At 54.4% G+C, this 21,967-nt stretch carries 18 protein-coding genes, 2 tRNA genes and 1 pseudogene; 3 read left to right on the top strand and 18 right to left on the bottom strand.

What is annotated here, in order from left to right; translation table 11 throughout:
* Positions 1 to 8: 8 nt before the first annotated feature.
* The 8 genes and pseudogenes from nuoK to ACE3NW_RS01245 form a co-directional block, all read right to left on the bottom strand.
* Positions 9 to 335, bottom strand: coding sequence for an NADH-quinone oxidoreductase subunit NuoK (nuoK, locus tag ACE3NW_RS01280; RefSeq protein WP_374279630.1), 327 nt, complete (start codon positions 333 to 335; stop codon positions 9 to 11).
* Positions 335 to 859 (bottom strand): NADH-quinone oxidoreductase subunit J, encoded by a 525-nt coding sequence (locus tag ACE3NW_RS01275; RefSeq protein ID WP_374279566.1) that lies wholly within the window; start codon positions 857 to 859, stop codon positions 335 to 337. The genes nuoK and ACE3NW_RS01275 overlap by 1 nt, the downstream gene beginning before the upstream one ends.
* Positions 859 to 1,299: an NADH-quinone oxidoreductase subunit I gene (locus ACE3NW_RS01270; RefSeq protein WP_374279565.1), complete on the bottom strand. Its 441-nt coding sequence runs from the start codon at positions 1,297 to 1,299 to the stop codon at positions 859 to 861. Before ACE3NW_RS01270 ends, ACE3NW_RS01275 begins: the two co-directional genes overlap by 1 nt.
* 1 nt (position 1,300) lies before the next feature.
* Complete coding sequence (nuoH, locus tag ACE3NW_RS01265) at positions 1,301 to 2,293, bottom strand: NADH-quinone oxidoreductase subunit NuoH (protein WP_374279564.1); 993 nt, start codon at positions 2,291 to 2,293, stop codon at positions 1,301 to 1,303.
* 11 nt (positions 2,294 to 2,304) lie between these two features.
* Positions 2,305 to 3,423 carry an NADH-quinone oxidoreductase subunit D gene (locus tag ACE3NW_RS01260; RefSeq protein ID WP_374279563.1) on the bottom strand — a complete coding sequence of 373 codons (1,119 nt, stop codon included), beginning with the start codon at positions 3,421 to 3,423 and terminating at the stop codon, positions 2,305 to 2,307.
* On the bottom strand, positions 3,420 to 4,037 hold the full coding sequence (locus ACE3NW_RS01255; protein WP_374279562.1) for an NADH-quinone oxidoreductase subunit C: 618 nt from the start codon (positions 4,035 to 4,037) through the stop codon (positions 3,420 to 3,422). Before ACE3NW_RS01255 ends, ACE3NW_RS01260 begins: the two co-directional genes overlap by 4 nt.
* Before the next feature lie 131 nt (positions 4,038 to 4,168).
* Positions 4,169 to 4,717, bottom strand: a pseudogene (locus ACE3NW_RS01250) (NADH-quinone oxidoreductase subunit B); the annotation flags it as partial.
* Positions 4,687 to 5,097, bottom strand: coding sequence for an NADH-quinone oxidoreductase subunit A (locus tag ACE3NW_RS01245; protein WP_374279561.1), 411 nt, complete (start codon positions 5,095 to 5,097; stop codon positions 4,687 to 4,689). The pseudogene ACE3NW_RS01250 and the gene ACE3NW_RS01245, both read right to left, overlap by 31 nt.
* A 1,013-nt stretch (positions 5,098 to 6,110) precedes the next feature.
* On the opposite strand from ACE3NW_RS01245, the gene ACE3NW_RS01240 reads away from it, so the two are divergent.
* From ACE3NW_RS01240 to ACE3NW_RS01230, 3 genes are all read left to right on the top strand, one after another.
* Positions 6,111 to 7,019, top strand: a complete 909-nt coding sequence (locus ACE3NW_RS01240) for a hypothetical protein (RefSeq protein WP_374279560.1) — start codon at positions 6,111 to 6,113, stop codon at positions 7,017 to 7,019.
* Positions 7,020 to 7,166: 147 nt separating this feature from the next.
* Positions 7,167 to 7,243: transfer RNA gene (locus tag ACE3NW_RS01235), tRNA-Pro, on the top strand.
* Between the two features lie 260 nt (positions 7,244 to 7,503).
* Complete coding sequence (locus tag ACE3NW_RS01230; protein ID WP_374279559.1) at positions 7,504 to 8,184, top strand: outer membrane protein; 681 nt, start codon at positions 7,504 to 7,506, stop codon at positions 8,182 to 8,184.
* Positions 8,185 to 8,543: 359 nt separating this feature from the next.
* On the opposite strand, the gene ACE3NW_RS01225 is transcribed toward ACE3NW_RS01230, so the two are convergent.
* From ACE3NW_RS01225 to ACE3NW_RS01180, 10 genes are all read right to left on the bottom strand, one after another.
* The gene (locus tag ACE3NW_RS01225; RefSeq protein WP_374279558.1) at positions 8,544 to 9,371 is read right to left on the bottom strand and encodes a hypothetical protein; all 828 of its coding nucleotides are present in this window, start codon (positions 9,369 to 9,371) and stop codon (positions 8,544 to 8,546) included.
* A 936-nt stretch (positions 9,372 to 10,307) separates the two neighbouring features.
* Positions 10,308 to 11,171 (bottom strand): hypothetical protein, encoded by an 864-nt coding sequence (locus ACE3NW_RS01220; RefSeq protein ID WP_374279557.1) that lies wholly within the window; start codon positions 11,169 to 11,171, stop codon positions 10,308 to 10,310.
* Positions 11,172 to 11,386: 215 nt separating this feature from the next.
* Positions 11,387 to 11,463: transfer RNA gene (locus ACE3NW_RS01215), tRNA-Pro, on the bottom strand.
* A 54-nt stretch (positions 11,464 to 11,517) separates the two neighbouring features.
* The gene (locus ACE3NW_RS01210) at positions 11,518 to 13,560 is read right to left on the bottom strand and encodes an alpha-amylase family glycosyl hydrolase (protein WP_374279556.1); all 2,043 of its coding nucleotides are present in this window, start codon (positions 13,558 to 13,560) and stop codon (positions 11,518 to 11,520) included.
* 177 nt (positions 13,561 to 13,737) lie between these two features.
* Complete coding sequence (locus tag ACE3NW_RS01205) at positions 13,738 to 14,643, bottom strand: NAD(P)-dependent oxidoreductase (RefSeq protein ID WP_374279555.1); 906 nt, start codon at positions 14,641 to 14,643, stop codon at positions 13,738 to 13,740.
* A gap of 17 nt (positions 14,644 to 14,660) precedes the next feature.
* Positions 14,661 to 16,409, bottom strand: coding sequence for a formylglycine-generating enzyme family protein (locus ACE3NW_RS01200; protein ID WP_374279554.1), 1,749 nt, complete (start codon positions 16,407 to 16,409; stop codon positions 14,661 to 14,663).
* Positions 16,399 to 17,655: an ABC transporter permease gene (locus ACE3NW_RS01195; protein WP_374279553.1), complete on the bottom strand. Its 1,257-nt coding sequence runs from the start codon at positions 17,653 to 17,655 to the stop codon at positions 16,399 to 16,401. The genes ACE3NW_RS01200 and ACE3NW_RS01195 overlap by 11 nt, the downstream gene beginning before the upstream one ends.
* Before the next feature lies 1 nt (position 17,656).
* Positions 17,657 to 18,466: an ABC transporter ATP-binding protein gene (locus ACE3NW_RS01190; RefSeq protein ID WP_374279552.1), complete on the bottom strand. Its 810-nt coding sequence runs from the start codon at positions 18,464 to 18,466 to the stop codon at positions 17,657 to 17,659.
* A 284-nt stretch (positions 18,467 to 18,750) separates the two neighbouring features.
* The gene (locus ACE3NW_RS01185; protein WP_374279551.1) at positions 18,751 to 20,730 is read right to left on the bottom strand and encodes a vWA domain-containing protein; all 1,980 of its coding nucleotides are present in this window, start codon (positions 20,728 to 20,730) and stop codon (positions 18,751 to 18,753) included.
* A gap of 136 nt (positions 20,731 to 20,866) precedes the next feature.
* Positions 20,867 to 21,967, bottom strand: a complete 1,101-nt coding sequence (locus ACE3NW_RS01180) for a sel1 repeat family protein (RefSeq protein WP_374279550.1) — start codon at positions 21,965 to 21,967, stop codon at positions 20,867 to 20,869.

Here is a 21,967-nt window from a genome sequence, read left to right as displayed (position 1 = left end):
TGTTCCCCTTAGCCTTTGAGGTCTGACGGAGCGTCTGTTTCAACAGACCGGTACAGCCGGTACACCGCAATGATGATCGAAAGCACAATAACCGCTTCTGCCGCCGCTATTGCCATGACAAACAGGGCGGCGATCTGCCCGGTTATCGTATCGGCCGCGCAGAACCGGCCAAAGGCCATAAAGTTGACCGAAGCACCGCAAAGAATGAGCTCTGAGGCGATAAGCATGCCTATGAACGTGCGGCGCATGGCCATGCCAAACAGCCCCAGGCCGAACAGGGCCGCGCCGATGACAAGGTATGTCTCCAGATTCTGACTCAGGCTGGCGTAGTGCATCACTTGTCCCTCCCGTGGCGGGCCAGCGCAAGCGCCCCCACCATGGCTACCACCAGAACCACCGAAATGAGTTCAAAACTCATGGCATACGTGCTCAGCAGCGCCTGACCAATGCGTTCAATGGTTCCTTCGGTCTGCGCTGGCGGGGTGTCGGGCCAGGGGGCCACTATGGATTGCGCCACCAGCGCAGCCGTAATGGCACAGCTGGCCGTTGCCCCAAGCAACAGGCTGAGTTTGTGACGGCGCGGGGCGCGGTTGGCATCTGATGTTTCTGCCAGCATGATGGCAAATGTTATGGTAACGCACAGCGCGCCCACGTACACAAGCATCTGCATAAAGGCCACAAAGGGGCTCGACAGGTAGTAGTAGATTCCCGCCACACCGGTGAAGCACAGGGCAAGCCCGGCCACGCGGCGTATGAGCGTGCGCGCCGAAACAGCCAGTATTGCGCCGCAAAAGGTCACCAGCACAAAGAACCAGAAGATGCCCTCGGCCAGGGTTTGCATTGTGTCATGACTGTGCATCAGGAACGCTCCTTGAGCCGCCGTACAAGGTCAAAGTGGTACTCTGCCTCGTCAAAACCGGCCAGATTGTAGTCATGAGAAAAGGTAAGCGCGTCGGTGGGGCACGATTCCACACACATGCCGCACAGGCTGCACTTGGTAAAATCCAGTTTGTAGCTGGTAAGGGTTTTCTTTTTGGCTCCTTCCAGCTTTTCGCCAGCAAGCTCTATGCAGCCAGAGGGGCAGGCCTTTTGGCACGATCCGCACACAATGCATCTGTCTGTGCCGGTTTGCGCGTCGTACACAAGGTCAATGTGGCCTCTGTAACGCGGCGTAATGGGCAGCACCTCGTGCGGGTACGATTTGGTGACCACAGGCTTGAAAAAGTAGCGCAGCGTTATGCCCATGCCTACACAGAGGCTCCATCCGCCTGAAAAGATATTCTTGAAGTATGTGTTCATACTACAGCACCTTGAGCAACGCGCTGGTTATGAGAAGATTGACGAGCGCAATGGGTATGAGCACCTTCCACGAGAGGTTAAGCAGGCCGTAGAAGGTGGTGCGCGGAAAGGTCCAGCGAACCCATATGACCGTAAAGATGACCGCGTACAGCTTGATGGCAAACCAGTGCGCCCCCGGCCACAGTCCAAGGGGGCAATCCCACCCGCCAAGAAACAGCAGGGTGAGCAGGCTGGAGCCCACCACCACGTTGGCGTATTCACCCATAAAGTACACGCCAAAACCCATGCCGGAATATTCCGTAAACGCACCGGCGATCAGCTCGCTTTCGGCCTCTGCCATGTCAAAGGGGGCCCGGTTTGTCTCTGCCAGCATGCAGATGAAAAAGATGATGCACGAAACAGGCATGAGCGGGCTTGCAGAGAGGCGGAACACATTCCAGTGCCAGAACCCGCCCGACTGCGTACCCACTATTTCGCTGAGATTGAGCGTGCCCATAACCATCACAAGGCTCACCACAACCAGCAGCATGGGGATTTCGTAGGCCACGTTTTGCGAAACCACGCGCGCGGCAGAAATAACGGCGTATTTGTTGCGCGATCCCCAGGCCCCAAGCAGCAGGCCCAGCACGTTTACCGAGGCAAAGGCATAAATGGCCAGCAGCCCCAGGTTAAGGTTACGCGCCACCAGCCCCTCGGTGTAGGGAATGGTCACAAAGCTCATGAAGGCCGGGGTCATGACCAGTACGGGGCCAAGGCAAAACAGCACGCCGTCGGCGTCCTTGGGAATGAACACCTGTTTGGTCATAAGCTTGAGGCCGTCTGCCAGCGGCTGCAACAGCCCGTAGGGGCCAACCTCCTTGGGGCCAATGCGGCGCTGGATGTGCCCTGCCACCTTGCGCTCAACCCACACAAGGTAGGCCGCGTTAAGCGCCACAAAAACAAGAAACCCCACCAGATACCCAAGAAGACGCAGCATTTCGGAGTAGAACGTCATGGCTGTTCTCCTTAGCGGTCGATATCAGGAATAACCAGATCAAGGCTGCCGAGCAGCGCCAGGGCATCGGGCAGCAGCATGCCCCTGCACGCCTCGCCAAAAACAAGCAGATTTGAAAAGCAGGGCGTGCGCCACTTGAGCCGCCAGGGGGTTCCGCTGCCGTCGCTGACGGCATGGATGCCCAACACACCGCGCGCTGTTTCAACCGCGTGGTAATAGTCGCCCTTGGGCGGCTTGATGGTTTTGGGAACCTTGGCCGCCATAACAGGGCCACCGGGCAGCTGATCCAGCGCCTGTTCGATGATGCGCAGGCTCTGTTCTATTTCATCCATGCGCACGTTGTAGCGCGCCATGCAATCGGCCTCGTGGTACACCGGCACATCAAAGCTGAAGCGGTTGTAAACGCCGTAAGGTTCGTGCTTGCGCACGTCAAAGGCAATACCAGCGCCGCGCGCCACAGGGCCGGTAGCACCGTATTTGCGGCACATTTCGGCATCCACAAAGCCCACTTCCACAAGGCGCTGCTGAATAATCAGGTTTTTTGATACAAGGGAATGGTACATGGGCAGGCGCTTGCGCATGCGCGTAATAAAGGCCCGTGTGCCTGTAACAAAGGCATCGTCGATGTCGTTGTACACGCCGCCAAAGCGGAAATAGCAGTACGTGAGGCGCGAGCCGGTGACAGATTCGAGCAGATCAAGAATCTGTTCGCGGTCGTCAAAGGCGTACAGGAGAGGAGAAAATCCGCCAAGGTCGAGCACAAAGGCTCCAAACCACAGCAGATGGCTTGAAACGCGGTTGAGCTCGTTGGTGATTACGCGGATATACTCGGCGCGTTCCGGCACTTCTATACCCGCAGCCCGCTCAACAACACAGGCATAGCCGTGGTTGTAGGCCAGGGCGTGCAGATAATCCATGCGGCCCGTATTGGGCATAAACTGCGCCCAGGTGCGGTTTTCGGCCATTTTTTCGTGCATGCGGTGGATGTAGCCAAGCACGGGCTCGGCATCCACAATATACTCGCCGTCCATAACCATTTTGACGCGCAAAACACCGTGCGTTGCCGGGTGTTGCGGGCCAAGGTTGAGAACAAACCGCTCGTCTGTGGGACTTTGGGCAAGATAGTTCATGCGCTGTAGTCCTTGAGCAAGGGGTGGTATTCCGCGTCTTCGGGCAGCAGCAAGGGAATAAGGTAGGGATGCCCGACAAAGACGATGCCAAAGAACTCATGAATTTCGCGTTCGTGCCAGTGGGCTATGGGATAGATTTCGGCAATTGTGGCGATTTCCGGGTTGGAGCGCGGCGTGCGTACCCGCAGACATACCCGGTGGCGGGCAGAAAAACGGTTGAAGTCGTACACCACTTCAAGCTCGTCTTCTTGCGGGATTGAAGCTGGGGTAGGGGATTCGGCTGCCGCTGCATTCACAGTATCCGCAGCATCCGCTGCCGTGGGGGCATCCGCCGTGCCTGATGCAGCAGCGCTGGCGGCTGCGGCCAAAGCCTCGGCAGCCTTTTTGGCCTTTGCCTCGGCCTCTTTGCGCAGGGCCTCGCATTCGCCAAACCAGTCAACGCCGGTCATGCCTTCCAAAAAGTATCCGGCTTTATCCATAAGGGTTACTGCTGCAAGCAGGGTGCTTTCTGGCAGCGTCACCGAAAGATCGTAGCCCACAGAGGCGTGCGCGGTTTCGCGCACCTGTACCCCAGGCAGGGCTGCAAGCTGTGCGTTAAGGGTAGTTGTGTTCATGCCTGTTGCCCTCCAGCCGAGTGTCCTTCTGGCGCATGTCCTTCTGGCGCCTGCTCTCGCGTGGCATCAGGGGGGGATTGCGCCGCATCCCCGGCTGCAACTTCAGCTTCAGTCTCGGTTTTGGCCTGTTCTGCTTGAGCCGCCGCCATTGCCGCCACCTGTGCAGCAGCAGGGCCGGGCAGCCCAGGGGGCGTCACCACTGGCCAGCGGCGGGTTCCGGTGAGCTTTTCTTCCAGCTTCAAAATGCCTTCTATAAGCGCTTCGGGCCGGGGAGGGCAGCCGGGTATATACACATCCACAGGAAACAGCTTGCCCACGCCTTCCACCACGCCGTACTGGCCTTCGTACACAAATGGCCCGCCAGATATGGCGCAATTGCCCATGGCGATAACCCATTTGGGTTCTGGCATCTGGTCGTAGAGAATCTGCACAGCCGGGGCCATCTTTTTATTGATGGTGCCACAAACAATCATCACGTCGCTTTGCCGGGGCGACGGGCGAAAAACCTCTGCCCCAAACCGCGCCAGATCAAAACGTGATGCGCCGGTGGCCATCATTTCAATGGCGCAGCAGGCCAGGCCAAATGTCATGGGCCAGAGCGAATTGGCACGGCACATGTCAAACAGGGTATCGAGCCGCGAAAAGTGGACTACCGATCCGAATATATTTTCCGTTGCCATTGGAACACTCCCTTTTTCCACGCATAGACAATGACAAGGGACAAGATGCCCACAAACAGAAAGACTTCTGCGAAGGTTAACAGGTCGCTGACGGGAGAGGCCTTGTTGTAGATGATGGCAACGGGGAAGAGAAAGAGAATGTCGACCGCAAAGGCCAGAAACAGCAGCGAGTACATGTAGTACACAGCGCCGAATTTGATCCAGGCATCGCCAATGGGGTCAATGCCGCATTCGACAATCTGCCGGGTTTTGCCAACCGTGTTGCGTGTGAGGCGGGGGGCGAGAAAAAACACTATTACAAATGGCCCAAGAGCAAAGCTCATGCCGCCAAGGCAAAATGCCATGATATAGACAATATCAACAAGTTCACTGCTGGACATGGATTTTTTCCTTGTTTATAGGAATAAAATTGCAATATCTGACAGCAATAAGACAAAAAAACTGTAACTGCGTTGATTGTGAAATTTTTATTATATTAAATAATACCACCTGTAATATATTGTGTCAATATTTGTTAAAAAAATTACATAGTTCTTATCAAAACTATACAATATAAATACACTCAAAATTAAAAAAATATGAGCAAGATCACATAAATATCATATGCAGGCTCATGTTTTTTATAACACTGCGGTATTATTGGCAGATAATCTGCCAAGAGGTAGACACTTGTTTTTCGTTGGATGATGTTACTTTTTTATAAAACGTAACACAAGGGGGGGTGGCAAAATTAAATCATGACGGCTCGGCCAGTTGCCGAAAAAATCCCAAACCACTAAAAAATGCAGCGGCCTTGCCCTTTGTATCTGTTGGGTATTGCGGTTTGTGCTCCTGCGGCGCGGGCATGCAGAACCAGGTAGATGCTGCGGTGCGGGCATGCAGCGCAGCGGGCCGCCGTGTTTACGTATGGCATGCTGCGTTTTTTGAATACTCAGGTTGGCGAACAGGCCGGGGGGGCTGGCCGGGATCAGGCCGGGGGTCTGGCCGGGTGTCTGGCCGAGTGTCTGGCAGTGACTGAATTTGCGTAAGATTTCTGAGTGCAAAATTGTAGCGCAATTTTTTCAGCACGCTCTGGCATTCGATTTGAGGTGGCCTGACTGGCATTTTTGAATGTATAGTCGCGTTGAGGTGCTTTTTGGGTCTGGGGACAAATATGGGCTGTTTGAGGCATGGGGGTGATTTGGCTGGCAGCAAACCACTTTTTCTGTTGTGGGAACATGCGGCAACGGGAATTTTTTACGCCTGGCTTAACCTCTCTGTTGGCGCTCGGCACGATTACAGAATAGTGGCCCACTGTTGTTTAAAATACTTGCTGGTACATGTGTCTGTCTTGCCTGCACTAATTCAGTGCGCTACACTCACAAAACTATATCAGTTATGTATGGAGTCTTTAATGCGCACTTTTTTATTTAAAGCGGCCCTGCCCGTGTTGCTGCTCGGATTTTCTGTATCCGCACAAGCCGCAGAACCCAAGATCGTTAGCGAAAAGCAGGCCAGTGTTTCCGGCAAGGTTGAAACCCACAGGGAAGCCGCCATGCTCTGGTATGATCTGAACACGGGCAAGGGGGAACCGTTGCTTATTGGCGCTGTGTACGTTTTTACTGGCGCAAACGGCGAATGCCTTGAAAAAGCCGAGGCCTCTGGCGACACCGTTACCATCAGTGGCAAGCTGACCATGTACGATAACGGGACCGGCGGTTTTGATGAGGATAGCGCCCGCTGTTCAGCCGGAGCCACCGCATCCGCCGCCAGCGGCAAGCCGCTCAAGCTTGATGAAAAACTGCACTCGCAACTGTTGCAGGATCAAGGCTACAGGCTGGCAGACTTGCTGCTCAACAGCACATGGAAGCAGGTAAAAGCCAACGTGAGCGAAGAGCAGTACAAGCAGATATTGCAGGAGCAGCGCCAGTGGGCCAGTCTGGGGCGTGATGCCGCAGCCAGCAAATACGCCGCATCCATGCCAGCGGTGGAGGCTTTTATCAAGGCCATGCAGGAGCGCACCGATGCCCTTGTGCGCCTGGTGGCCACCAGGCCGGTGGCCGGTACGTTTGAATCGCAAAATGGCACAATCGCCGTAAAGGTTCAGGATAAAACCGTTTCTGTAGAGGGCGACGCCTACAGGGGCCAGAATACGTGTACCATTGAAGGCAAGGGCACTGCGGGCAATGGCTGGACTGTGATTGAAAATGACATTGCCAAATTTTATGTGCTGTTTACCCGCAAAGGGGCGCAAGTGACCTATATTGAAGACCAGGGCTGCGGGGCTGGCGTGCAGTTTGAAGGCAGCTACATAAAAAAGTAACTGCGCCGGGCCGTGGTGAAATTTGCAGGCCAGTTGGAGAATAGTGAGGTTCCGCGCCGCATTTGCGGATTGCCGTGCAAGAAAAAGCTCGTAATGATTATAAAAGTTGACAGGCGCGGCAGTTCCGCGTAGTTACTCTTTTCGCGTCGGGATGTAGCGCAGCCTGGGAGCGCACTTGAATGGGGTTCAAGGGGTCGAAGGTTCAAATCCTTTCATCCCGACCAGAAATTTAGGGAATTCATGGAAACATGAGTTCCCTTTTTTCGTTTCTGCGGCCTGCCTATCCTACCCTGCCCATCCGCTCATCACAGCCAGCTCCGCAAATTCCATACTGCACCTTCAGGAGCCAGCTTCATCAACTGTTCTTCATCTACTTTTGAGGCATTCACTGAATTAAACTATATTTTACTGCTATTGTTATTAAGATAAAAAAAGATTACTTACATCATAAAGCTGATATCCTGTTTTACCAAAGGAGAACATCATGTTTAAGCGTGCGGTGCTAGCATTGGTTCTGTCTCTGGCGCTTGCCGCCCCAGCGGCGGCAGAAACTACCGGCGTATATGCTGGTCTTAAATTTATTGATTCCATTCAAAGCACGGGGCCTTTCTCGCTCAGCGGGGATGTAAAGGGCATTGGTATCGGCCAGTATTCACAAAATTCTGTGGGTGGCGGCGTATTTGTGGGCTATGATTTTTATCCGCAGTTTCAGGTGCCCATGCGTGCCGAGCTGGAGTATGCGATCAGAAGCAATACCACCAAAACCTGGGATGCCAGAGGTGCTGCTGGCACGGCATCTTTTAAGGGTGAATGGGGAGTGCAAACTCTGTTTGCCAATGCGTATTGGGACTTCCACAACTCCACCGCCTTTACCCCCTACGTTGGGGGTGGTCTTGGCCTCGGCTTTATCAAAACCAAGTACACTGCCGATGTTGACGGCGACGGCGATTCTGGCAGCCTGACGCAGCACAATACAGTTTTTGCCTGGAATCTGGGCGCGGGCTGTTCTTATGCCTTTACGGAAAACCTGTCGGCTGATCTGGCCTACCGCTTTGTGGGGCTGGGGTATACAGATGTCAGCAAGCGTGTTGACGACAACAGGGTTTCTATCGGCAATACCCCGTATGCCAATGAATTCAGCCTTGGCCTGCGTTATACGTTCTAAGCATTGAAAGACAGCGCTCTATTTGCTGCAAGTCTGTGGGCCGGGGATTTCTCCGGCCCTTTTACTTTGCACTGCTCTACAACTGCGCATGAGCAAAACATGCCTGGCACTGAAAATAATGGCTACATTCTGCTGTTTAACGGATTACCAATACTGCATAGCAGAATGAATTTGACAGCATACAACATGTTTTATTCTGTTCAAACGATCTAAAATTAAATTATTCAATCCCTGTATAATAATTTAGGGAATTCATTGTTACATGAATTCCCTAAATTATTATGGCTGTCAGCATAAAAACATGCTGGCGGTAACCCAGACGCCCGGCAGCGGCTTTGGCCCTGCCAGGTGCGTGTACGCTATCGCTTTAGTTTTGCGTTGGCGTGATCAATGTATTCCTGCCTGAAATTACCAATTATTCCATCTCGTCCAAGGTTTTTGTGCCTGTACAGCTTGCCGCTGCCAATCAGCCAGAACAACTTGTCTACGTTGTAAGGTGAAACATTGGCCGCATCAGCAACTTTTACTATGACCTTTTGTATCATATAGGGGCGGTCTTTTTCTCCGCATAAGCCTATGCCAGAAAAAATCTTTATAATATGTACGTCCGGCTTACCATATTCGATAAAGCCAAGCTCCTTAAGAAAATCACAGGCAAGCGGATAGCCAAAGCCCTCAACCTCTTCGCCAATAACCAAAGGCAAAGCTGCCATGGCCTGCCTGTTTGTGTAGAACAGATTTGCCCATTGGTAAAAGTCTTCGCCATTCTTGAACTGGTTAAGAAACAATGCCGCTGACAATATGGTTTTGCAGTACAGCGGCCAGATGCTTTTGGGCTCCTTTCTGATCTCTCCCCGTGGCTTAAGCTTCTTTTCAATGTCGGCCAACAGCTTTTCTGGCTTGCCAGAATATTTTTCCAGAGTCTTGGCTACATCAAAATCGAACAACACCTTTCCAAAATTCTGAACGCTGCCCACGGACTTTCCAATAACGCCAGCCTTCATGCTGGCATTTTGCGCCGAATTCAGCAATCGCTCAAAAAGAAAGGGCATGTCTGCCGGTTCTGTGCTGGAATCTGGCAGATCAAGATAGCTTTGCAGAATTTCTTCCCGCTGTTCTGAAGGTATCTTTTTGAGAAAAAACCGCTTCGCATCATCATAAATGGCCTGCATGGCATTTTTTGGCATAGCTGCACCTTTAATTATACAGTTGGCAGAGTTAGCAGTATTTATGTTTCCAATTTATTGATTATACTACAAAATGCAGCCATAAAAAACAATAATGAGTAAAAAAATGTAAAAATACAAAAAAGATATGAAATAAAGCATCGCAAAAGTGAATGCTCTATTTCTGAGACAGAGCAAAAAGTACAGGGGGGATGATGCAGAATACTTTCTTAAGACAAGCTTAACGGATGCGAGAAGGAAGCTTATCAATCACTTATTTCTTGTAGCAGCAGATCAATTTCCAATCATTACATTCCATCAGAATACCTACAAATAGATTTTATTCACATATCTATCTGAAAATATTCATTAGAACGATTTTAATTGCTCAAACGCATGATCTTGCCGTTACCATATGAAATCGGACATTGGGCCAAATTTTGATTCTAAGGGGATTTTTTACAAATCCTGACCCAACATCATTCCAAGAAAAAAATCGCAGGAGGGCTCAAATTTGACCCAGGGCGAACCCCAGGGCGGGAGATTTTGGGACGGAGGGATTGGAGGGAGGGTCAGGGGGATACCATCAAAAAATTCCACTGGAACAAAAACTCTCTACCCATGAAGCTGTTCAGTGGTAGCCCTGATAAGGCAATACGCTGTAAATATCTTGCTATCATCGGCAACATCAGCAAACGCTTTCAAAATTCCCGTGTCTGTTCAGCCGTGATTCCTTTCACCTCCTTTGTTAAGAAGTTCTTCACAGTAATTCGCATTGACGAAGCTACTTCACATATAGCTGCCATGTGGGCTTCTGTAATCTTCATTCTTTAATTCCTCCAAAGCATATCATGGTAAAACACTATATTTGTATGTATTGAAGGAAATTATCAAAATTGTGAATGATCAAACAAATTACAACAATGCATATGAGATTTCTTAAAAAATTATAGAATATTATTCTATTACAACACAGGTTCTATCTAATGTGTCGACAGTCTGTATAAATCCCTTAGCCTTTATTTTAAGAACAAAAAATATTACCCGTACTAAAAAATTTTGAGCAAATAATAAATTTTTAGTTCCACCAACACAACTATATCCAAGTGGCTCTTCGAGATATATCCCCTCATGAAACACATCGTTGCGGATATTATAAAAGAATTCTTCTGTGATTTGATCTGAGAACTTAACACCAGTTATTTCAGAGATATGTTTTATCCTTTCCTTGTGAGGAATATTTCTTTTTTGTTTAGTGATTATATTCATGTCAAGAAAATGTTTAAAACAGGCATCAATAGCAATATATAGAAACATAAAGCGTTCGAATTGAAGAATCTTATTTGAAGTGCTCATGAAAAGGAGATGAATAACACCGAATATTCGCTTCTTTAACCTAGAGGCATCAACTTCAGCTTTATTGTGCGTTATATCATCCCATAGCATGTTGCAATATGTAAGTCCTTTTTCAATGCTTTCATTTGAAATAAGCAACCCCCAATTATCCCTTATCAATTTAACAGAATCTACATATTCATTGCTTTTTGTAAATAATTTCTGCCCATACAAAAACGAAAGACATTGAACCATAAACTGTCCATGCTCCTCAGAATGAACATTATGCATTGTACAATTTGTTGGTTGGCCAAAAATTTTACTTTTATTTGATGGTGAATAGCACCAAAAATCATTTTTTGCAAGTTCATCTATAAAAGATTGAGAGCAACGTGTTGTAATAGATACAGGAAAATCTCCCTGCAATTCAAAATTCTTCTCAGTAATATAGCCAAAATGTATAATTTTTTGATGATCTATAGGCATATAGCAACTACTTGCTTTGAATTAAAAATCTTAAAATGCAAAGTTTTCTGGACAATGCACATATGTAACTACCTTGCCCACCAAACCTTATTTTAAAAACTAAATTTTGTCATGTCCAAGGCTCAAGTAACATGCTAATTTGTTGCAATTTTTACAACGAAAAAGACCGCCTAGATTTTACATCTAAACGGTCAATTTCATTTGCTTTTTAAAACTGGTCGGGATGAAAGGATTTGAACCTTCGACCCCTTGAACCCCATTCAAGTGCGCTCCCAGGCTGCGCTACATCCCGACGCGAGAGAAGTAACTACGCGGAACAGCCTCACCTGTCAACAGTTTTTCTAAATTATTTTGAATTTTCCAAAACAAGCCCCACGAGCGGCGGCATATACAGGGCAATATCGCCCTCGGCCCGGTCCGGCAGGGGAGCCGTAAAATGCGCCGTTGGCGGGCATTTTACCACAAGATTGCCATGCCCGGCAAAACGCTGTTCATCCGAGCTCAACAGCTCGTCATATTTGCCGGGTCTTACGGCAAAGAGCAGATTTTTCTGCGCCTCAAGCTCATGAAAGTTAAACACAAACAGCAGTTGGCCGCGCTCAAAGGCCAGCAGGCGTTTTTCTTCGTGAATAAACCTAAAGACCGGCGGCTGGGCAAAATCTGGCAGATGCCTCTGCACTAGGGCCATCAGCTCTTTGTCCCAGTCTGCAAGGGCGTGGTATTTGAGCCCGGGGTCATCGGCCAGATGCCATTGCCGGTGGGCGTGCTTTTCCGCATCCAGCCATTCGGGGTGGCCAAATTCGCAGCCCATAAAGTTGAGGTAGCCCGCATCTGCCGTTGCCAGTGTTATAAGCCGCATAAGCCTGTAAAAGGCCAGCCCGCGCGAGATGTTCCAGCTTTCGGCATCCTTGCCCATGTGACGGTACATTTCTTCGCCCAGCAGCCGCCAGATCATGGCATCGCTGCCGTTGATGTGCTGATCGTGGCATTCCACATAACTTATGGTGCGGTCGTAGGGGCGGTGGTTGGTCATTTCGTACCACAGGCTGCCCATGTCGCGCGGCTCGGCAATGCATTTGGCCCAGTAATCGGGTATGCCCATGGCAAAGCGGTAGTCAAAGCCAAGGCCGCCTTGTTCCGGCGGGCAGGTGAGGCCGGGCATGCCCGAAAACTCTTCGGCAATGGTCAGGGCAGGCGGGGATATTTCGTGGGTCAGGGCATTGGCAAGGTTAAGATACAGTTCGCCGTTCACATTGGCGCGCGGCTGGCCCTGCTTGTCGTAAAAGCAGCGCCCCACATGCGAAAAATCGTCGTCCGCACCAAAATCGTGGTACAGAGTGTTGCCAACGGCATCAAACCTAAAGCCATCCACCTGAAATTCTTCAAGCCAGTAGCGGCAGTTTGAGAGCAGAAAACGCCGGGCCATCTCCTGCCCGTAATCAAAGGAGGGCGTGCCCCACTGGTTTTGCTGCTCGGTAAACAGATAGTTGCTGCCGTCGTATCGGGCCAGACCCTGCTCTGTATTGGCGCTGGCGTGGCCGTGCGGTATGTCGAGGATAACGGCCAGACCAAGCCCGTGGGCCGTGTCCACAAGCTCTTTAAAGCCGTCTGGCGTGCCGTAGCGCGAAGATGGCGCAAAATAGCTGCTTACCTGATAACCAAACGAACGGTACAGAGGATGTTCCAGAATGCCCATGAGCTGCACAGTGGTGTAACCGCAGGCCTTGATGCGCGGCAGTATGTGGCGGCAAAAATCGGCATAGCTGCCCACGCTGTTGCCACTGTGAGCCAGAGAGGATTGCGCCATGCCCACATGCACCTCGTAAATGCGAGGAAAGGCCGTGCGCGGCGGGCGCTTGTGCCTGAAGCGGTAGGGCGTTTGCGGCGCCCACAGGCGGGCGCACCATTGTTCTGGCACGGCGGCGTTTTGCTCCACCCAGGTGGCAAAGGCTGGCACACGCTTGAGGGCCTTGGCCGAGCCCGATTTTCCGTTCTGCGACGCACCGTTCTGCGATGCACCGTTTTGCGCTTCAGGGCTGTGGGCGGCAACCAGGCGCAGTTCCACATATGTGCCGTGCTCCAGGGCATCGGGCGGCAGCTCAAGCTCAAAAATATTGTTGGCGCAGCGTTTGAAGCGGTATTTGGCGTGGCGCTGAAAATTCAGCTTGTCGGTTGTCAGCCACAGGCTTTCGGCATTGGGCATGTATTCTCGCCAGCGCCACAGGCTGCCGGAAGGGCCGTCAACGCGTTGTGCGCCAAGGGTGAGGTGCAGATTCGCATAGGCGCGCAGCGACCCGTAATGGGTGCAGATGCGTTCCCTTTCTGCCATAAACGAGCGTATTCTGCGCTGGAGAAAGGGCCGGTAGGGCTCCAGGGCTGGGTCTTCCATTGGGTTGGCTGGCGGGCTGGCTGGAGGGCTGGCTTGACAGCCAGGAGCAATGGCGGGGGGCATGGCGGATCTCCTGTTTGCGGTTGCCCAAATTGGCGGGCTCAGGCTCGTCATGCAATGCTGCCCGCCCGGCGCGTGGCCGGGCAGGCATTAGGCCGCACAGGGCCGTGATTCAAACTATTTGCAGCAGGCGTTCCACTTTTTGGCCGAAAGCTCGGCCAGGCATTCCACCAGCGCCTGGGTTCCCTTGCTGCCCTGGCCTTTGGCCTGCATGGTGCGGTACAGCTGGTCTGCCAGGGTAATGCCGGGCAGCACAAGCTTCATGCGGCGGCATTCTTCAAGGCACAGGCCCAGGTCTTTGATAAAGTGGTCGATGAAAAAGCCGGGGGCAAAGTCACCCTTGAGCATGCGGCGGCCAAGGGTGTTCATGGCAAAGCTGCCGCCAGAGCCAGCAACTACCAGTTCCATCCACTTGGAAACGTCAAGCCCGGCCTCCTGCGCAAAAAGGAAGGATTCGCAGGTGCTGATCATCACGCCAGCAATGGCCGCCTGGTTGGCAAGCTTGCCCTTCTGGCCAAAGCCCGCGCCACCGCAGTGCAGAATGTTGGTGCCCATTTTGTTGAAGCAGGGCAGCACGCGGTCGTAAGCAGCCTGATCGCCGCCCACAAAGATGGAGAGCTTGGCATCGCGCGCGCCCACATCACCGCCCGTAACAGGGGCGTCAAGCGATTCGCAGCCCTGCTGCTTTGCGGCAGCGGCAATGCGCTCGGCCAGCACAGGGCTGGAGGTGCTCATGTCGCACACAATGCCGCCAGCGGCCAGGCCGCGCAGCACGCCGTTTTCGCCCAGGGTCACTTCTTCCACATCGTGGGGGTAACCAACAATGGTAAACACCACGTCAGAGGCTTCGGCCACCGCGCGGGGCGTGTCGGCCCACTTGGCACCCTTGGCGAGCAGGGGTTCGGTTTTGGCCTTGGTGCGGTTATATACGGTCAGCGGCCAGCCAGCAGCCTGAAGGTGTCCCGCCATCGAAAGGCCCATAACACCAGTGCCAATCCAGCCAATACGCATTTTATCAGACATTGATCTACTCCTTTTTTCTACTGAAACCGACGTTCCAGAATGTCTTTCTGCATGGATTCACGCGACAAAAGCTTGTTTTTGCGCATTGCATCTACGTGAAGCCGATACAGTTCTAAATTTTTGTGCATGTTTTCGTTGAACGGGTCCGCACCGCTGAAATCCTTGGTAAGGGATTCGTTGGCGGCTGCCAGCACTTCAGGAGCAAGCAAAGCGCTTTCTTCCACTTTGCTGCGGTAGAAGGTGAGGGATTTTTCCAGGCTGGTATTCAGCATGACCATTCCTCGTTGGGCAGTATCTAATATCTTCTTGAGCTTTTCAAGCTCCGCACCCTTGGCGGCAGCTTTATCTCGCTCCATGATTTCTATCTGCGTTTTTAGCGTGTTACGCCTACTGGCATAGTTGCGTATGGTTTCGATCATGTACACGCCTGTGCGCAGCAGCGATTGCGCCTCCATCTGCTTTTGGCGTTCAAGCATGATATTGTTTTCTTTGATGGTATTGCGCAATTCCTGAAGATTTTTGCGCGATGTATCGTCGGGCGCGGCTGCCAGCAGACGGTCGAGCTCGTCCAGAGGATTGCGCGCCGTCTGACCATCAGCCAGGGGGGCCGGTTTTTCGCCAGCCTTGTTCCATTCTGCTGTCAGTTCCTGTGGCCGTGCGCCGCCAGGGGTGTTGATACCCGATATTACAGGCCGAAAGCCCAGGTCGCGGGCGTGGGCCGGGCCATCGACCATAAAGAAGGGGGTTTCTTCTCTGCGGCCAGGCAAAATTTCGGCATCGCCAGAAAGAAAAGAGCCGCCCTTGCGCACAAATCCGCCCGCAGAGCCGTGCTGCCGCCCCGCCATGGAAAAGCGAAACGTGTCCAGCACCATTTCAGCCGCATTGCCCGCCGTGTCATAAATGCCCAGCGGGTTGGGCTTGCGTGTGCCTATGTTGGCCATGCCCTCGGCGCGCGCCCCCTGTTCGGGCCGGAACACCGCGTAATCTGCCTTGCTTTCTTCGGGCTGCATGGCAAAAAAGTTTTCCTGCAACAGCAGCTGGCTGCCTGCGGTTTGCCCGCCGCGCGCCGCATATTCCCATTCCACTTCTGTGGGCAGGCGTACAAAGCCCACATTGCGCTGGTCACCGGCAAAGCGGGGCAAGGAATCTGGCGCGTTCTGCAACAGCCATGTGGTATAGCGGCGGGTAAAATCCACGGCATCGTACCAGCTTATGTCGGTGACAGGGCGGGCAGCCTCTGCGCCGGGCTGGGCCGTATCCGGGCAGGCATTGTCCATGATGGCGCGCCATTGCAGATTGCTGACCTCGTATTTTGCCACAAGGTAGAAAAAATTCTGCCCCTGAGGAGCCAGCTTGCGCCATGCGGCGGGCAGATCTTCGAGCGTAAAGGATCCCGAAAGGGCGGTATTGAAACGGCGGTCGTAATAGGCCCTTTCCTGATGGGCGCTGTCGTCCACGCCGGGGCGCATGGGCATATCCCACAGCAAACCCTTGGCAGGCACGGCCACCAGCTTGAAAACCATGCTCAAACCGCAAGGCATGGGCAGGATTACGTCTGTATCAGACGGCTTGGGGTTGAAGGCGTCAGCGGTGCTCACATCGGCCTTGCGGGCCAGAGCGGCCAATGCGGGGCGGGATGCGCAGGGGGCAAGCAGCAGGGTGAACATAACGACGAGCATCATGGACAACAACAGGGGGCAGCACGCTGTGGCGGCAAGGCCGCGCAGCAGCGGGGCGCGAAAGAGCGGGCACACGTTATATTTCACGGATAACCTCCGAAGGTTCAATGCGGGCCGCCCTCAGGGCGGGGCCAAGGGCCGCCAGCAGGGCAAGCCCGGCAACGGCGGCAAAGGTGAACAAAAAATGCTGTGGCAGCAACAGGCATACCTGTTCAAGGCCGCTCACGCGGGCGCTGAACAGCGTATTGATGACAAATGCGGCCACCCCGTACACCCCGGCAGCCAGTGCCGTGCCAAAAAGCGCCGTGAGCAGCGACTGCGACAGCGGAAACAGCAAAAGACTGCCGGTGGTAAAACCGTTGAGCCGCAGCAGGCCAAGAATGCGCTGCTTGCGCTTGATGCTGGCAAGCACGCTGCTGGCAGTGGATGCCAGAAAACCGATGGCCGTTGCCGCGCAAATGAGCGCAAATATCATGTTGAGGGCGCGGGCAAGTGCCGTTACCTGTTCGATTTCTTCCGCATGGGTGTAAACATCAAGCTTTTGGGCGGCAAAATTCTGCCGCAGGCGCATGACATCATCAAGGCTGCGGGCATATAGCCGAAAGCCAGGGTAGACACGTGCCTCTTGCGGGCGGGGTTCGCCTGTCCAGCCATTTTGCGCACCCAGCTCGGGCACGGCGCGGCCATCGCGGTAGTCTTCCGTAGCTTCCATGAGCGGCAGCGGCACGTAGGCCACATCCTTCTGCTGTGCGGCCAGGGGCAGCACGGCGGCCACGCGCAGGGGCACGCGGGCTGTCTGCACCTTGTTCTGAAAGCGACGTTCAACCTTTCCATTAAGAGTATCGCCCGCTTTGACGTGCAGCTTTTCAGCCGCAGAGGCAGACAGGGTAACGCCAATGACCTCGGTGGCGGGATTTTGCGGCATGGATGGGGCCGCCGCGCCAAAGCGCAGCAGCAGGGGATCACCCGCTGCCGTGGGTTCCAGCGAGGCAACAAGAAGTGCGCGTCCCTCTCCCTCGCCACGGATCAAGTCCATGGTGGCGGCAATGGAACGCGTGCGCGGCAATACAAAGGCCACATCTGGGTGGGCGGCCAGTTGCGCCAGATATTCCGGCGTGTATCTGCCGCTCACAACGGGTGAAATTTCCAGATTTCTCGGGTCGTTGCGCAGGCGTTCTGTAAGGGTTTGCACCACGCCGAACTTTATGCCGTAAAGCACCAGCAGTGGCGTGAGCACGGCCGCCAGCCCAAGCACGGCACAGGCAGAGAGCAGAAATTCGTGCCAGTAATCCTTGCAGGACAGCCGCAACATGGTTGAAATGGTATTTGCCATGTCAGGCAGCCCCCCCGGCCCAGCGCAACACAGATACACTGCCGCCGGCATCCTGCCCAACAGTAACCTGTGCCAGCGTAAAACCGGCTAGACGGGCCTGATCAAGATTATGGGTGACCATAACCACCGTAATACCCAGCTGGCGGGCCAGCTCGGCAAAAAGACGCAGCACGTTGGCCGCATGCCCGGGGTCGAGGGCGGCTGTGGGTTCGTCAGCCAGCACTACCGAGGGGCCGTGGGCCAGCGCCGACGCAATGGCCACCCGCTGGCGTTCGCCCACAGAAAGCGTTGCCGGGTACTGCCCAAGCAGATGACCGATGCCCAGACGATGTACAACAGTTGCCACGGCATCCTGCCGCTGGGGCAGAATTCCCAGGCTTTTGCAGCGCAGCACGATATTTTCGCGCGCGGATAAAAAAGGCAGCAGACCGCCTGTTTGCAGCACATAGCCCAGATGGTGCAGCCGCAGCCGGGCCAAGGCGTCTGTACCGCCACCGCGCCATGAAGACATGATATCAGTGGGTACGCCTGCGGCAGGGCAGAATACAAAGGTTGGCGAGGCAGAGCCTCCCACGGGCGGTCTGCCCTGGGGTGTTGTGTTGTGGGGCAGGGCAAAGCCCTCTGGTGTCATATCGGGGCTCAAGGCGCAGGCCAGCATGTCGAGCGCGGTGCTTTTGCCACAGCCACTGGGGCCAACAAGGGCAAGCAGGCTGCCCCGCGCAACGTCAAGCTGCTCTATGCGCAGACGAAAGCCCTCATTGCCGGGGCGCGTCTTGGCAATATTGCGCAGCAAAAAAACCATGTCAGTCATTAACACCTCCGGGCAGCGGAGCAAACCCCAGCCCAGATATTGCGATTAGCGTATTTAGGTTTTGAAATGCTCTGGCGTCTGCCTGAGCAGAGCCCGCCGCGCGGGTGTAACGTTGCTTCAGCCCGTGGCGTTTTTTTGCCTTGCGGCATCCGTTTGCCGCATATAAGCGCCAGAAACGGATGGGCGGCTATGGGTGGCGGCAGCGCAGCTGTCTGCTACGCTGCCAAATGCTGAAACGTGCGTGCCGAAAACTTCGAGAATGCCATTCTCAAAGTTGCCCAGTTCTAGGGCAGCATGCTCAGGGGCACGCGGTACACCCAGTCGCCGGGGTTGGACTGGCCAAAGCTCTCCCAGTTGGCGCGGTCTCGGTCGTATTCTTCATACCGGGCAAGGCGCGACTTGAGGCGGTTGATAAAGGCTGTCTGTTCGCCCACGCTCATGCGGTACCAGTCTTCCTCGCGCAGCAGCATAACGTCGCTCTTGTAGGGCAGGCCATCCAGAAATTCGGAGAGCACGCCCAGTTCCGCCAGGTTTTTGCCCTGAGTGGGCATGTTGGGATCGCGGGCCATACGGGTGGAGGCAGAAAGCACGCCCTGGAAAAAGTCGCGCGCATCGGTCTTTTTGGTGCGCTCGGCATTGTCGATGATGGTTTTGATCTGGGTGCTCAGGTCGTTGAGCTGGTTCTTGGTCAGCAGCACGGCCACGTCAACACAGGGGGTTTGCCTGCTCTTGGCGAGCTGGTTCAGATCCATGTCGGCAATCCACGAATTAACCACCGAGGGAGCGGCATTGTCGCGTGTTCTGCCCATGTATTCCAGCTGCATGGCATAGCCGAGTGTGGCGGCCAGGTTGGCGGCCTGATCTTCTGCCGAGGCCGTTTGGGGCTTTTCGTCCTTGGGTCTGGTCATAACCTTGCCCTCGGCGGTGTTTTTAACCATATCCACCATGCCGTTGGCCAGGGTTTTGGTAATGGCGGCAAACTGTTCCGCACCCTTGGTGGGCGTGGGCGCAGCAACCACCAGATAGTTTGAGCGGTTGCCAGAAAGCTTGCTCAGGGCGCGGTAGCTCTGCTCGGCATAGGCGTGGTTGGCGTTGCCGCTGGGGCTCTTGAGGTGCAGGGCGGTGATCCAGATGCCCTTTTGGCGGGCAAAGTCGTTGACCTCGCTCGGCCCCATGTTCACAGAGGCATATTTGTCGCCGCTTTTGAGCGGGCCAGCGTCGGTAATGAGCAGGATAAGACGCGAGGAATAGTCGCTCCAGTTGAGCGCTTCAACGGCCTTGTACACGCCAGCCAGTGAATCTTCGTTGAAATCATGGCTGGAGACCTTGGCCTCCTGCACTTTTGAAAGCTTTTCTTCAAGACTTTTGCGGTCTTTGGCGGTGGCAAAGTCACTCACAACCTGGGTTGTGTATTCCAGACCGGGGGCCGCCTTGGTGCTGCTGCGAAAGGCCACAACGGCAAAGCCCACATTGTCTGCCATGTGGTCTTTTTCAATCTTGTCGTATATGTGGCGCACCACATTGAGGCTCTGGTCGATGTAGGGCTTCATGGAAATTGTGGTGTCGATGACAAGGGCAATACCGGTTTTGGGCGGGCCGTTCTTGCCGTCCTTGGCATTGCCGTTACCGGGGTCGATGGAGGCCACACGCAGAAATTTTACACCGTCAAAGGGGTCCTTCATGTCCAGTATGGGCATGAGATAAAAACGTTTTTCAGAAACAGCGCCCTGAGCGTCAGCCGGTTCGCTGGCGAGAATGGGCATGGTTTCGGGGGCCGGTTCCTTGCTCTGCCGCAGGGCTGCTGCCTGGGCTTCCAGCGCGTCGAGCCTTTTTTCCATATCGGGCGCGGCACACAGCTCGTTCAGCCCTGTTTCTGTTTTGAAAAACAGCACAGGATCACGGCCCGTGCGCGGCGTGAACAGCAAGGTAAGCGACTGGTTCCAGTCCGTTGTCTTGGCGGCTTCCATCCAGCCATCGGCTTGCGCGGTGGATGCGCCAACCTGAATCCAGCCCTCCTTGCGGTCATAAACATACATGACCGTAAAGGGCACAACACTTTTGCGTACCACGGCCCCATCGGCCTTGGGCTCGGCCAGCAGGGCCGCGCCGGGGTGGCTCACCACCCGCTGGAAAAGTGTTTTTTTGCCCTGTTGCAACAGTGGCGCGGCAGATACGGTAGAAAGGCTGCCGTTCAGGCAGGCGCCAAAGCCCAGCATCAGCAGCAATACAAGGCAGCAACGGCGAAGGAAGGGCATGGAATGCATAGCGAACTCCTTGCAGAAAAGGGCAACCTCAGCCTGAGAATGCCCTGGCGGGTGCAGTGCAACACCCGCCACAAAGGCACAAGCGCCCGATTAGTCTGTTTAACCCCAATAAAGCAGCCAGCCTGATGTGCAGGCCTTACTGCCAGTTTTGCAGCAGCGAACGGGCCTCGGCATCGCCCTTGGCCTCAAGGGCGCGGGCGTGTTCCTTGAGCGTGTCGAGCGCTGCCCTGGCCTGGGGCTGCCCCTTTTGCGCGGCCTGATCGTACCAGCGCTTGGCCTGGGCAAGATCGGCGGGGATACTGCCGCGCGGCAGGGTGCTGGCAGGATCATAATACTGCCCCACAAGAAACATGGATTCGGCATCGCCCTTTTGCGCCGCATCTTCAAGCAGCAAAAAGGCGGCATCGCTCTCTTCGGGTGTGGCTTCGGCCTTGCGCAGGGGCTTGGCCATGCCAAGGCTTACATCGGGCAAAGCCTGGCCGCGAAGCTGTTCGCGGGCAGAAGCAAGGGGCGAAAGCGCCGGTTTGGCAGCCTCGGCATCCTTTTGTGGCGCATTGTCAGCAGGCTTGGGTTTTTCCGGCTCTGGAGTCTGCGGTTTTTCTGCATTCTGCTCTTGCGCAGGGGGAGTGGGCAGGGGGGCTTTTTCCGGCTCGCGCAGCAAAAACCACCATGCGGCAGCGCCAGCGGCAAGAAGGGCAAGCACAATCAGCACGATCAGCCATGTCTTGCTGCCGGATTTTTCCGGCTGCTGGCTGTTCATTACAAGCGGATCTTCCTGCTGGGGTGCGGGCTGCGGCTCCTCAAAGGCAAGGGGCGGCTCTGGCGATTCCAGCACGGGTTCCGGCTCTGGCTTGGGCTTTGGCGGTACTGGTGCGGGGGGCGTTAACGGTTTCGCCTCGCCCATACCATCGCCACCAGCGATATGCGAGTACACCAGCGACTTTACAGCCAGTGCGCAGCTGCCCACGCCCCGCAGGCTGATGCGGTAGGCATCGAGGTTATCCACCTCGTCAACCACCGTCGGGCCTACGGCAAGGCGCAGGCTGCCGCCGTCATTATCCCATGCCTCTGGGGTGAGCAGGGTTTCACTTTCCTGCCAGCCGCGAGGGCTGAGGCTTTTGCTGTCCGAGGCGCGCAGCAGGGTAAAACGTGGTTCGCTCACAATGCCCGCGTCAAATATCTCGATGATGCCGTTGCCGGGGCCGCGCCCGGTATCAGCTGAAATGCTGGCACGCAT

This window comes from Desulfovibrio sp. (assembly GCF_041907885.1).
Classification (GTDB): domain Bacteria; phylum Desulfobacterota; class Desulfovibrionia; order Desulfovibrionales; family Desulfovibrionaceae; genus Desulfovibrio.
The sequence above is the reverse complement of the archived record's forward strand: the minus strand, read 5'-3'. Positions and strand labels throughout refer to the sequence as shown.